Annotated in this window: 10 protein-coding genes; 9 read left to right on the top strand and 1 reads right to left on the bottom strand. The window is 60.5% G+C overall.

What is annotated here, in order from left to right; translation table 11 throughout:
- Positions 1-38 precede the first annotated feature (38 nt).
- From HBR93_RS02405 to HBR93_RS02435, 7 genes are all read left to right on the top strand, one after another.
- Positions 39-1,634 carry an ABC transporter substrate-binding protein gene (locus HBR93_RS02405; protein WP_115129010.1) on the top strand — a complete coding sequence of 532 codons (1,596 nt, stop codon included), beginning with the start codon at positions 39-41 and terminating at the stop codon, positions 1,632-1,634.
- 73 nt (positions 1,635-1,707) lie between these two features.
- Positions 1,708-2,718, top strand: coding sequence for an ABC transporter permease subunit (locus HBR93_RS02410; RefSeq protein ID WP_032860135.1), 1,011 nt, complete (start codon positions 1,708-1,710; stop codon positions 2,716-2,718).
- 10 nt (positions 2,719-2,728) lie between these two features.
- Positions 2,729-3,640: an ABC transporter permease subunit gene (locus HBR93_RS02415; protein WP_029291943.1), complete on the top strand. Its 912-nt coding sequence runs from the start codon at positions 2,729-2,731 to the stop codon at positions 3,638-3,640.
- Between the two features lie 10 nt (positions 3,641-3,650).
- Positions 3,651-4,619, top strand: coding sequence for an ABC transporter ATP-binding protein (locus HBR93_RS02420; protein ID WP_057438051.1), 969 nt, complete (start codon positions 3,651-3,653; stop codon positions 4,617-4,619).
- On the top strand, positions 4,619-5,590 hold the full coding sequence (locus tag HBR93_RS02425; RefSeq protein WP_057958423.1) for a peptide ABC transporter ATP-binding protein: 972 nt from the start codon (positions 4,619-4,621) through the stop codon (positions 5,588-5,590). Before HBR93_RS02420 ends, HBR93_RS02425 begins: the two co-directional genes overlap by 1 nt.
- A 340-nt stretch (positions 5,591-5,930) precedes the next feature.
- Positions 5,931-8,189, top strand: coding sequence for a TonB-dependent siderophore receptor (locus HBR93_RS02430; RefSeq protein WP_169959772.1), 2,259 nt, complete (start codon positions 5,931-5,933; stop codon positions 8,187-8,189).
- Between the two features lie 288 nt (positions 8,190-8,477).
- On the top strand, positions 8,478-8,819 hold the full coding sequence (locus tag HBR93_RS02435; RefSeq protein WP_057958422.1) for a hypothetical protein: 342 nt from the start codon (positions 8,478-8,480) through the stop codon (positions 8,817-8,819).
- A 58-nt stretch (positions 8,820-8,877) separates the two neighbouring features.
- On the opposite strand, the gene HBR93_RS02440 is transcribed toward HBR93_RS02435, so the two are convergent.
- A complete protein-coding gene (locus HBR93_RS02440; protein WP_057438046.1) occupies positions 8,878-10,461 on the bottom strand; it encodes a peptide chain release factor 3 in 1,584 nt (527 codons plus the stop codon).
- A 331-nt stretch (positions 10,462-10,792) separates the two neighbouring features.
- On the opposite strand from HBR93_RS02440, the gene HBR93_RS02445 reads away from it, so the two are divergent.
- Complete coding sequence (locus HBR93_RS02445; protein ID WP_003215977.1) at positions 10,793-11,509, top strand: ABC transporter permease; 717 nt, start codon at positions 10,793-10,795, stop codon at positions 11,507-11,509.
- 20 nt (positions 11,510-11,529) lie between these two features.
- The gene (locus HBR93_RS02450) at positions 11,530-12,423 is read left to right on the top strand and encodes a glycine betaine ABC transporter substrate-binding protein (protein ID WP_057438044.1); all 894 of its coding nucleotides are present in this window, start codon (positions 11,530-11,532) and stop codon (positions 12,421-12,423) included.
- Positions 12,424-12,427 lie beyond the last annotated feature (4 nt).

Below are 12,427 nucleotides of genomic sequence, written 5' to 3' on the forward strand. Positions count from 1 at the left end.
ACATTTGTGTGGTTGAATCGTTTGCAGAGGGCTCTTCAATGAAAATGCTCCCGTTACAAGCCGCCATGACCGCTGCACTGCTGAGTGTGGCCCTGGGCATTTCGGCCAAGCCGCTGGTGGTCTGCACCGAAGCCAGTCCGGAAGGCTTCGACCCGGTCCTGTACACCACGGCCGTCACCGCCGATGCTGCGGCCGAAACCATGTTCAACCGCCTGGTGGACTTCAAGCCCGGCACTACTGAAATCAGGCCCGCACTCGCTAAATCGTGGGACATCAGTGAAGACGGCCTGACCTATACCTTCCACCTGCGTGATGACATCAAGTTCCACACCACCGACTACTTCAAGCCCACGCGCAACCTGAATGCCGACGACGTGCTCTGGAGCTTCCAGCGTCAACTGGACCCGAAACACCCGTGGCACAACAAGTCCACCACCGGTTTCCCCTATTTCGAAAGCATGGGTTTCAAGGAACTGCTCAAAAGCGTCGAGAAGACCGATGACCACACCGTGGTCTTCACCCTGACCCGCCCCGAAGCCCCGTTCCTGGCCGATGTCGCGATGCCCTTCACCGCCATCCACTCCGCCGAATACGCCGACAAACTGCTGGCCGCCAACAAGACCGGCGAGCTCAACAGCAAGCCGATCGGCACCGGCCCGTTTATTTTTACCCGCTACCAGAAAGATGCTCAGGTGCGCTTCAAGGCCAACCCGGAATACTTCCGTGGCAAGCCGCCCGCCGACCCGCTGATCCTGGCCATCGCGGTGGATAACAACGTGCGCCTGCAAAAGCTCAAGGCCAATGAGTGCCAGATCGCGCTGTATCCAAAGCCTGACGACCTGCCGAGTATCAAGGCCGATCCAAACCTGAAGGTCGCGGAACTGGCGGCGATGACCACCGCCTACACCGCCATGAACACCACCCACAAGTACATGAGCGACGCGCGGGTGCGCCACGCGATCAACATCGCGTTCGACAAACAGGGCTATAACGAATCCCTGTACGGCAAAGGCAATGCCATCGACGCCACCGGCCCGTACCCGCCGACCCTGCTGGGCTTCAACGACCAGTTGAAAAACCCGCCCCGCGACCTGGACAAGGCCCGGGCCCTGCTCAAGGAAGCCGGCGTGCCGGAAGGCACCGAATTCACCCTGTTCACCCGCAACGGCGGCGGCCCGACCAACCCCAACCCGATGCTCGGCGCCCAGCGCATGCAGGCGGATCTGGCGAAGATTGGCCTGAAGGTCAATATCAGGGTCATGGAGTGGGGCGAAATGCTCAAGCGCGCCAAAGCCGGCGAACACGACATGGTTTCCGCCGGCTGGGCCGGAGACAACGGCGACCCAGATAACTTCCTCACGCCCAACCTGAGTTGCGATGCCGCTAAAAACGGCGAAAACTACGCCCGCTGGTGTAACCAAGAGTTTCAGGGTTTGATCGACAAGGCCCGCGCCGTGGCTGAACCCGCCGAACGCGCCGCACTCTATGAACAAGCGCTGGTCGTTTTCGACAAGGACCAACCATGGATCCCCATGGCCTACCCGAAAATGTTCACCGCCATGCGCAAGAACGTCGAGGGTTATACCCAAAGCCCCCTGACCAACAATAACTTCGCCACCACCCAGGTGAAGTAATAAGAGACGCCCGGTTCCGTCGACGTTGACGGAGCCGGACCTGCCTAACCGGCTGATTGAGGTAGACAACACGATGTTTAGTTTTATTGCCCGCCGATTGGGGTTATTGATCCCCACGTTCTTCGGCATCACGTTGCTGACTTTTGCGTTGATTCGCATGATCCCTGGCGACCCCGTAGAAGTCATGATGGGCGAAAGGCGGGTTGACCCCGAGATGCACGCCCAGGCAATGGAACGCCTTGGCTTGAACAAACCCTTGTATGCGCAATACCTGGACTACGTCGGCAAGCTCGCCCAGGGCGACCTCGGCGAATCCCTGCGCACCCGCACCAGCGTCTGGACCGAGTTCAGCGCCCTGTTCCCCGCGACCCTGGAACTGTCCATGGCCGCCCTGTTGTTCGCCGGCATCCTCGGGCTATTGGCCGGGGTGATCGCGGCACTCAAGCGAGGATCCCTGTTCGACCATGGGGTAATGGGCATCTCCCTGGCGGGATATTCGATGCCGATCTTCTGGTGGGGCCTGATCCTGATCATGTTCTTCTCGGTGAGCCTGGGCTGGACCCCGGTTTCCGGGCGTATCGACCTGCTCTACGACATCGAGCCGCGCACCGGTTTCATGCTGATCGACACCCTGCTGGCCGACGAGCCGGACGCATTCTGGGATGCCCTGCACCACCTGATCCTGCCGGCCATCGTACTGGGCACCATCCCGCTGGCAGTGATTGCGCGGATGACCCGTTCCTCGATGCTTGAAGTGCTGCGCGAAGACTACATCCGTACCGCCAAGGCCAAGGGCCTGTCGCCGGCGCGTGTGGTGTTCGTGCATGGCCTGCGTAACGCGCTGATCCCGGTGCTGACAGTGGTGGGCCTGCAAGTCGGCACACTGCTGGCCGGTGCGGTTTTGACCGAAACCATCTTCTCCTGGCCCGGCATCGGCAAATGGCTGATCGAAGCCATTGGCGCGCGGGACTACCCGGTGGTGCAAAACGGCATCCTGCTGATCGCCTGTCTGGTGATCCTGGTGAACTTCGTGGTGGATATCCTCTACGGCTTCGCCAACCCACGCATCCGTCACCAGCGCTGAGATCATGACCATGACCACACCAACTCAAGTGTCAGCAGTCGATCAAAGCCTGCTGTACCCGTCGCCGTACAAAGAATTCTGGCAAGCCTTCTCCAAGAACAAGGGCGCGGTTGCCGGCCTGCTGTTTATGTTGCTGATCGTGTTCTGCGCGATCTTCGCCCCCTGGGTGGCGCCCCATAACCCGAGCGAGCAATACCGCGACTTCCTGCTGACCCCGCCGTCGTGGCTGGAAGGTGGGCAGATCCAGTTTTTGCTGGGCACCGACGAACTGGGCCGCGACCTGCTGTCGCGCCTGATCCAGGGCTCACGCCTATCGTTGCTGATCGGTTTGTCGTCGGTGGTGATGTCGCTGATCCCGGGGATCCTGCTAGGCCTGTTCGCCGGGTTCTTCCCGCGCTTGCTCGGCCCAACCATCATGCGTTTGATGGACATCATGCTGGCCCTGCCGTCGCTGCTGCTGGCCGTGGCGATTGTCGCCATCCTCGGCCCTGGCCTGATCAACACCGTGATCGCGATTGCCATTGTGTCGCTGCCGTCCTACGTGCGCCTGACCCGCGCAGCGGTGATGGGCGAGCTCAACCGTGACTACGTGACCGCCGCGCGCCTGGCCGGTGCCGGCCTGCCGCGCCTGATGTTCGTGACCGTGCTGCCCAACTGCATGGCGCCATTGATCGTGCAGGCCACCTTGAGCTTCTCCTCGGCGATTCTCGATGCCGCCGCCCTGGGCTTCCTCGGTCTTGGCGTGCAACCGCCGACACCTGAGTGGGGCACCATGCTGGCTTCGGCCCGTGACTACATCGAACGTGCCTGGTGGGTCGTGAGCCTGCCTGGTTTGACCATTTTGCTCAGCGTGCTGGCAATCAACCTGATGGGCGACGGCCTGCGCGATGCGCTGGACCCGAAACTCAAGAATGCCGCGTGAGGAGATTCCCATGTCACTGCTAGAAATCAAGAATCTCAATGTGCGCTTCGGCGACAAAACCGCTGTGCCGGTGGTCGATGGCCTCGACCTGTCCGTGGACAAAGGCGAAGTGTTGGCCATCGTTGGCGAGTCGGGTTCGGGTAAGTCCGTGACCATGATGGCGCTGATGGGCCTGATCGAGCATCCCGGCATCGTCACCGCCGACTCGCTGACCTTCGACGGCAAGGACATGCTCAAGCTGAGCAATCGCCAGCGCCGGCAGATCGTCGGCAAAGACCTGGCGATGGTGTTCCAGGACCCGATGACCGCGCTGAACCCCAGCTACACCGTGGGCTTCCAGATTGAAGAAGTACTGCGCCTGCACCTGAAAATGTCCGGCAAGCAAGCGCGCAAGCGTGCCATTGAACTGCTGGAAAAGGTCGAGATCCCTGGCGCCTCCAGCCGTATGGATGCCTACCCGCACCAACTGTCCGGCGGCATGAGCCAGCGTGTGGCAATTGCCATGGCGATTGCCGGCGAACCAAAGCTGCTGATCGCCGACGAACCCACCACCGCCCTGGACGTGACCATCCAGGCGCAGATCATGGAACTGCTGCTGGCTCTGCAAAAAGAACAGAACATGGGCCTGGTGCTGATCACCCACGACCTCGCAGTCGTCGCGGAAACTGCCCAGCGCGTGTGCGTGATGTACGCCGGCCAAGCGGTGGAAGTCGGCCAGGTGCCCGGCCTGTTCGACGTGCCGGCGCATCCGTACAGCGAAGCGTTGCTGGCGGCGATCCCGGAACACAGCATGGGCGCCGCCCGTCTGTCGACCTTGCCGGGCATCGTCCCCGGTCGGTATGACCGCCCGCAAGGCTGCCTGCTGTCGCCACGCTGCCCATATGTGCAGGACAGCTGCCGCCAGACCCGTCCGACCCTGGACCCGCAAGCCCACAGCCTTGTGCGCTGCTTCTACCCCTTGAACCAGGAGGTGGCGTAATGGCCGTCGTTCTTACCGCCCGCGACCTGACCCGTCACTACGAAGTGTCCCGTGGCCTGTTCAAAGGCCACGCCACCGTGCGCGCCCTCAATGGCGTGTCGTTCGAGCTGGAAGCCGGCAAGACCCTCGCCGTCGTGGGTGAGTCGGGGTGTGGCAAATCCACCCTGGCCCGCGCGCTGACGCTGATTGAAGAGCCGTCGTCCGGCTCGTTGAAAATCGCCGGCCAGGAAGTCGCCGGCGCCGACAAGGCCCAGCGCAAACAACTGCGCAAAGACGTGCAGATGGTGTTCCAGAGCCCCTATGCCTCGTTGAATCCGCGGCAGAAAGTCGGTGATCAACTGGGCGAGCCGCTGTTGATCAACACCAACCTGTCCGCCGCCGAACGCCGCGAAAAAGTGCAGGCGATGATGAAGCAAGTGGGCCTGCGCCCTGAGCATTATCAGCGTTACCCGCACATGTTCTCCGGTGGCCAGCGCCAGCGCATTGCCCTGGCCCGCGCCATGATGCTGCAACCCAAGGTGTTGGTGGCGGATGAACCGACCTCGGCCCTCGACGTGTCGATCCAGGCCCAGGTGCTCAACCTGTTTATGGACCTGCAGCAGCAGTACAACACGGCCTACGTGTTCATTTCCCACAACCTGGCGGTGGTGCAACACGTTGCCGACCACGTGATGGTGATGTACCTCGGTCGCCCGGTGGAAATGGGCGCGAAGAACGACATCTACGAGCGCCCGCTGCACCCTTACACCCAGGCGCTGCTGTCGGCCACCCCGACCATTCACCCGGACCCGAACAAGCCGAAGATCAAGATCGTCGGCGAGCTGCCCAACCCGCTTAACCCGCCCTCCGGCTGCGCGTTCCATAAGCGCTGCCCGTATGCCACCGAGCGCTGCAGCAGTGAAGAGCCGCTGCTGCGTGAACTGGACAACCGCCAAGTGGCTTGCCATCACGCGGAGCAGTTCGTGGCCTAACCCCCTGTAGGGGTGGACTTGTGTGGGAGCGGGCTTGCCCGCGATAGCATCAGCGCGGTTTAACTGACAGTGCGAGGTGCCTGCATCGCGGGCAAGCCCTATCCACACAAGCCCTCTCCCACAGGGCGATACAGCGTTGTACAGCCTCTCCCGCCAGATTGCGCATCAGTCTGGCGGGAGGGGCTTTTTTGTTTTTAGCAAAGTGTAAAAGTTGTAAATGACATTTACTTGTATTTGATAATGACTAGCATTCCGGCGCACAGAGGGCGCCGAATCCTGCTGGAAGGCAGTTCTGGTGCATCTCGCTCAGTTGCCACCTTCCCTAAAGGATTCTGCGGACATGTCACCTCGATTCAGGCTCAGCCATTTCTCCCTGGCGTTTATCGCCGCCCTCTCGTCTCCCGCACTGCTGGCGGATACCTTGGAAAGAGAACACGGCAAAGTGCCGGTAGCCGCTACCGACCTGCCCGTCGATGGCACCGCCCAAGCCCTGGAGTTGAGCGAAACACGAATCCTGGGCACCGCTGCCGAAGAACTCAAACAAGCCCCCGGCGTGTCAATCATCACCGCCGAAGACATCAAGAAACGCCCGCCGACCAACGACCTGTCGGACATCATCCGCCGTGAACCGGGCGTCAACCTCAGTGGCAACAGCTCCAGCGGCAGTCGAGGCAACAATCGCCAGATCGACCTGCGCGGCATGGGCCCGGAAAACACCCTGATCCTGATCGATGGCAAGCCCTCGACCTCGCGCAACGCCGTGCGCTACGGCTGGAGCGGCGACCGTGACACCCGTGGCGAAACCAACTGGGTGCCGGCCGAAGAGGTCGAACGCATTGAAATCCTGCGTGGCCCGGCGGCTGCTCGCTACGGCTCCGGGGCCATGGGCGGGGTGATCAACATCATCACCAAGCGCCCCACCGACCAGTTGCACGGCTCGCTGACCACCTACGTGTCGCTGCCCGAAGACGATGCCGAAGGCATGAGCAAACGCACCAACTTCAACCTCAGCGGCCCGTTGAGCGACACCTTGGCGTTCCGGGTGTATGGCGGCCTGAACAAGACCGATGCCGATGACTCCACCATCAACCAGGCCGAGCAGGCTAGCGCAGACTCGCTGGTCGCCGGCCGCGAGGGTGTGCGCAACAAGGACGTCAACGGTTTGCTCAGTTGGCAATTCACCCCCGAGCAGACCCTGGACCTGGAAGCCAGCTACAGCCGTCAGGGCAATATCTTCGCCGGCGACACCATGCTCAACGGCGGCGGTGTATTCGTGAACAGCCTGGTCGGCAAGGAAACCAGCGTGATCCAGCGCAGCAGTTTCTCCGCCACCCACCGTGGCGAGTTCGACTGGGGCTCGACCATGGCATCGCTGAGCCACGACCTGACCCGCAACGCACGCCTCAACGAAGGCCTGGCGGGTTCCGGCGAGGGCGCGCCCTCCGCCACCGCTGGCCGTTTCGAATCGCGGCTGCGCAACACCCGGGCCACGGCCGAGGTCAACCTGCCCCTGAGTTTCGGTACCGAGCAGGTGCTGACCCTGGGCAGCGAATACCTCTACGAGTCGATGAACGACCCGGGGTCGCTGCGCCCACAAAGCTACGACCCTGGCACAGGTGGCGTACCGAGCATTCCGGGGATGAGCCGCAGCAGCACCAAGACCACGGCCTCCAGCTATGCGCTGTTCGCCGAGGACAACATCGAAGTCGGCAGCAAGACCATCATCACCCCCGGCCTGCGCTACGACGATCATGAAGAGTACGGCGGCAACTGGAGCCCGAGCCTCAACGCCTCGCACCAACTGACCGATGAGCTAAGCCTCAAGGGCGGTATTGCCCGCGCCTACAAGACGCCCAACCTGTACCAGTCCAACCCCAACTACTTGCTGTACAGCCGTGGCAACGGCTGCAACGCCAGCGAAGCCAACTCCGGCGGCTGCTACCTGGTGGGTAACCCGGACCTGAAACCGGAAATCAGCGTCAACAAGGAAATCGGCCTGGCCTATGACAAAGGCACCTGGCGCACCAGCGCGACCTACTTCCGTAATGACTACAAGAACAAAATCAACGCCAGCAACACCGCCGCCTACCGCCTGGACGGCGGGCGCCGTGTGCTGGAGTGGGAAAACAGCGGGGCGGCACTGGTGCAGGGGGTCGAGGGCAACCTGTTCATGACCCTGCGCGACGATCTGGACTGGAACACCAACCTGACCTACATGATCGACTCCAAGGACAAGGACACCGGCGAACCGCTGAGTGTCATTCCCAAGTACACGGTCAACACCACTCTGGACTGGCAGGCCACCGACAAGCTGTCGTTCCAGGTCAGCGGCACCTACTACGGCAAGCAGGAGGCGCCGACCCTCAACTCCCGCAGCGCCAACCGCTATGATCGCAGCGCCCAACAGGATGTGGACCCGTACGGTTTGATGGGGTTGAGCAGCGGCTACGAGTTCACCAAGAACCTGAGCGTGCGCGTAGGTATCGAGAACCTGCTGGACAAGCGCCTGTATCGCAAAGGCAATGCTGACGATGCCGGTGCCCAGACGTATAACGAACCGGGTCGGGCTTACTTTGCGTCGGTGACGGCTTCGTTCTAAGGGCCATGCCGTTGAAGGTTTTTGAATAGTCAGCTGTGTCTGGACACTTTGGCGAGGGGACAAATCCCCTCGCCACCAGTGGGTGTTACCTTTAATTAAGTACTAGCAATTACCGTTTATTCGCGAGCAAACCAACGACAAGTCCGACATTAAAAACAGTACTGCCGCCCACCACCAAGGCAAACTTTCTGCAACTTGTAACTACCATGTTTCCGCAATTGCGCAACGCAATCTCAGAAGAATAAAGTCCGCCAGCTACAACTTCCTATATTCTTTGCGAGAACTGTCATGAGAGAAATTTCAAAATCTCTGAAAAAGCTGCTGTCTGATATCTACGAGGACGGCGACGTGTCGCTGATGGAGTTCAAGGCCTTGCAGGTTGAATCCGACCTGCGTTGGGGAAGGGTGGTCGATGAACTGGGGAAAAACAATACATTGCTGGCATTTCAAAGTTCGATGGATGTTGCCATGCACTTATTGTTTTTGAGCCTGAACTACATAAAGGACCAGGAAATCACTGATGTGGGCGAAGCCATTGTCAAGGATGCAATAGCCGCACAAGTTGAAACGCTAATGGCCGGCGCTGAACTGTCCCTTAAACAACTTAAAGTTGGCCCCAACACCCGGTAATCTACCGCAAAAAAAGGCGAAGCCATCACAGCTTCGCCTTTTTTTATACCGCTAACCCTTAGTGGTGTTCACGGGTCGCACGGAATTTCACATCCGGCCAGCGCTCTTCCATCAACGCCAGGTTCACCCGGGTAGGCGCCAGGTAGGTCAGGTGGCCACCGCCGTCGATGGCGAGGTTTTCCACGGCCTTGTTGGAGAACTCCTCCAACTTCTTCTTGTCACTGCAATCAATCCAGCGTGCCGAGTACACGGTGATCGGCTCGTAGGAGCATTCGACCTTGTATTCCTCTTTCAAGCGGCTGGCCACCACATCGAACTGCAGCACACCCACGGCGCCGAGGATGATGTCGTTGCTGCGCTCGGGGAAGAACACCTGGGTGGCGCCCTCTTCCGCCAATTGCTGCAGACCTTGGCGCAGCTGCTTGGATTTCAGCGGGTCGCGCAGGCGTACGCGGCGGAACAGTTCCGGGGCGAAGTGCGGGATACCGGTGAAGCTCAGGGCTTCGCCTTCGGTGAAGGTGTCGCCGATCTGGATGGTGCCGTGGTTGTGCAAACCGATGATATCGCCGGCAAACGCTTCTTCCAGTTGCTCACGCTCCGAGGAGAAGAACGTCAGGGCGTCGCCGATGCGTACGTCCTTGCCGGTGCGTACGTGGCGCATCTTCATGCCTTTTTCGTACTTGCCGGAGCAGATACGCATAAAGGCGATACGGTCGCGGTGCTTGGGGTCCATGTTCGCCTGGATCTTGAACACGAAGCCGCTGAATTTCTCTTCAACCGGCTCCACGGTACGCTCGTTGGCAACCCGCGCCAGTGGTTTCGGTGCCCAATTGACCACCGCGTCCAGTACGTGGTCGACGCCGAAGTTGCCCAGGGCGGTACCGAAGAACACCGGGGTCAGTTGCCCGTCGAGGAATTCCTGCTGGTTGAACTCATGGCAGGCGCCCTGCACCAGTTCCAGTTGGTCGACGAAGCGGTCGTACTCGTCACCCAGGTGGGCGCGGGCCTCATCGGAGTCGAGTTTCTCGATGATCTTCACATCGGTGCGTTCGTGACCGTGGCCGGCGGTGTAGACAATGATGTAGTCGTCGGCCAGGTGGTACACGCCCTTGAAGTCGCGGTAGCAGCCAATCGGCCAGGTGATCGGCGCGGCCTTGATCTTCAGGACGGCTTCGATTTCATCCAGCAGTTCGATCGGGTCGCGGATGTCACGGTCGAGTTTGTTGATAAAGCTGACGATCGGCGTATCACGCAGGCGGCACACGTCCATCAGCGCGATGGTGCGTGGCTCGACGCCCTTACCGCCGTCGAGGACCATCAAGGCCGAGTCCACCGCAGTCAGGGTGCGGTAGGTATCTTCGGAGAAGTCTTCGTGGCCCGGGGTGTCGAGCAGGTTGACCATGTGGTCGCGATAGGGGAACTGCATGACCGACGTGGTAATGGAAATACCCCGTTGTTTCTCCATCTCCATCCAGTCAGAGGTGGCATGGCGATCGGATTTGCGGGATTTCACCGTGCCGGCCACTGCGATCGCCTTGCCCATCAGCAGGAGCTTTTCGGTGATGGTGGTTTTACCGGCATCGGGGTGGGAAATAATGGCGAAAGTGCGGCGTTTCGCGACTTCGGCGGCCTGGTGGGTCATGGGAAATCGCCTGGCAGGTGAGTCAAAAAAGGGCGGCGAGTATAGCGCAAACCCGGGGAGCCAGACCACCGTTCACCCGATTGGGGGTGGCTAAATGCTGCCAAGTATGGAACCTTTTAAAAGGTAGAGACGTCCACTCCCCTGCTACCGCACTCGTAACAGGGGCTGAAAAATCAGCAAGTTAGCCTGACGAGGCTGCGCTCATGGCTTGATCGCATACCGCGTTGCCGGTATCGGCGAGCTGCTTTTCGCGAACATATTCGCCGACAGCCAGGAATGGCATTGCCGCTCGGAAATGTGTTCGCCGACAAAAGAAAAAAGGAGTCCGCCTGTGGCTATTCGCTATGGCAAAGGGCTGATAGGAGGAGCGGTTGTCGTCGCTCTCCTGGCCCTGCTGGTCCACTGGATCGGCATCAACACGATCGAACTGTACCGCGACGATTTGTTGTTTTACCTGCAAGCTCACCTGATTCTTGTACTTGTCTCCATGCTGGCTGCCCTGATCGTAGGGATCCCCGCCGGTATCCTGCTCAGCCGACCGAATATGGTCGGGCGCGCAGAACGCTTCATGCAGATCTTCAACATCGGCAACACCGTCCCTCCCCTGGCCGTACTGGCCATCGCCCTCGGCGTCCTCGGCATCGGCAGTGGCCCGGCCATCTTCGCCCTGTTCCTCGCCTCCTTGCTGCCCATCGTGCGCAATACCTACGAAGGCCTGAAAAACGTGCAGGGTTCCTTGAAGGAAGCCGCCGTCGGCATCGGCATGACCCCACGCCAGGTGCTGTTTCGCGTCGAATTGCCCAACGCCGTGCCGATCATTATCGGTGGCGTACGTGTGGCCCTGGCAATAAACGTCGGCACCGCACCGCTGGCGTTCCTGATTGGCGCCAATAGCCTGGGCAGCCTGATCTTCCCCGGCATCGCCCTGAACAACCAGCCGCAATTGCTGCTCGGCGCCGCGTGCACCGCGCTGCTGGCATTGCTGCTTGACGGTCTGGTGACCATGGCCAGCCGCCTCTGGCTGGAACGCGGGTTGCGTCCGTCTTAAGGCTTGGCAAAGGAATTCACATGAAAAAACTGACTTTGATACTGAGCTGCGTCCTGCTGTTTGCAGGCATTGCGCAAGCTGCTGAAAAACCGGTGATCCGCATCGGCGCCCGGGTCTTCACCGAACAGACCCTGCTCGCCGAAATCACCTCCCAGTACCTGCGCACCAAGGGGTACGACACCCGCGTGACGGGCGGCCTGGGCAGCAACCTGGCGCGCAGTGCCCAGGAAAGCGGGCAACTGGACCTGATCTGGGAATACACCGGCGTGTCCCTGGTGGCCTACAACCATGTGGACGAGAAGCTCGACAGCGAACAGTCCTACGCACGGGTTAAAGAACTCGACGCAAAAAAAGGCCTGGTCTGGCTGTCGCCGTCGAAATTCAGCAATACCTACGCCCTGTCCCTGCCGGAAAACGTGGCCAAGGAGTATCCGCAGATCAACACCATCAGCGACCTGACCCAGGCGCTGGACGAGACAACCCGTGAAAACCGCCTGGTGGCCCTGGACACCGAGTTCGCCAACCGTTCCGACGGCATGGCCGGCATGGTCAAGCTGTACGGCATGAACCTCACCCGCAAGAACACCCGGCAGATGGACGCCGGTCTGGTCTACACCGCCTTGCGCAATGGCCAGGTATTTGCCGGCCTGGTGTACACCACCGACGGTCGCCTCAATGCCTTCAAATTGAAGCTGCTGGAAGATGACCTGCACTACTTCCCGGACTACACCGCAGCCCCCGTGGTGCGTCAGGTTTATCTGGATGCCCACCCGCAATTGGCCGCCGACCTCAAGCCACTGGCAGCGCTGTTCGACGATGAAACCATGCGCCAGCTGAACGCGCGGGTCGACGTCGACCATGAAAGCCCATCGGCTGTAGCCGCTGATTTCCTGCGCCAGCACCCACTCAACTAAAAGA

It is taken from the genome of Pseudomonas sp. WS 5411 (assembly GCF_012985595.1).
Classification (GTDB): domain Bacteria; phylum Pseudomonadota; class Gammaproteobacteria; order Pseudomonadales; family Pseudomonadaceae; genus Aquipseudomonas; species Aquipseudomonas shahriarae.

Excerpts from the sequence above, each read along its gene's own strand:
- HBR93_RS02405 (WP_115129010.1), top strand. The coding sequence starts at position 39 with ATGAAAATGCTCCCGTTACAAGCCGCCATGACCGCTGCACTGCTGAGT.
- HBR93_RS02410 (WP_032860135.1), top strand. The coding sequence starts at position 1,708 with ATGTTTAGTTTTATTGCCCGCCGATTGGGGTTATTGATCCCCACGTTC.
- HBR93_RS02415 (WP_029291943.1), top strand. The coding sequence starts at position 2,729 with ATGACCACACCAACTCAAGTGTCAGCAGTCGATCAAAGCCTGCTGTAC.
- HBR93_RS02420 (WP_057438051.1), top strand. The coding sequence starts at position 3,651 with ATGTCACTGCTAGAAATCAAGAATCTCAATGTGCGCTTCGGCGACAAA.
- HBR93_RS02425 (WP_057958423.1), top strand. The coding sequence starts at position 4,619 with ATGGCCGTCGTTCTTACCGCCCGCGACCTGACCCGTCACTACGAAGTG.
- HBR93_RS02430 (WP_169959772.1), top strand. The coding sequence starts at position 5,931 with ATGTCACCTCGATTCAGGCTCAGCCATTTCTCCCTGGCGTTTATCGCC.
- HBR93_RS02435 (WP_057958422.1), top strand. The coding sequence starts at position 8,478 with ATGAGAGAAATTTCAAAATCTCTGAAAAAGCTGCTGTCTGATATCTAC.
- HBR93_RS02440 (WP_057438046.1), bottom strand. The coding sequence starts at position 10,461 with ATGACCCACCAGGCCGCCGAAGTCGCGAAACGCCGCACTTTCGCCATT.
- HBR93_RS02450 (WP_057438044.1), top strand. The coding sequence starts at position 11,530 with ATGAAAAAACTGACTTTGATACTGAGCTGCGTCCTGCTGTTTGCAGGC.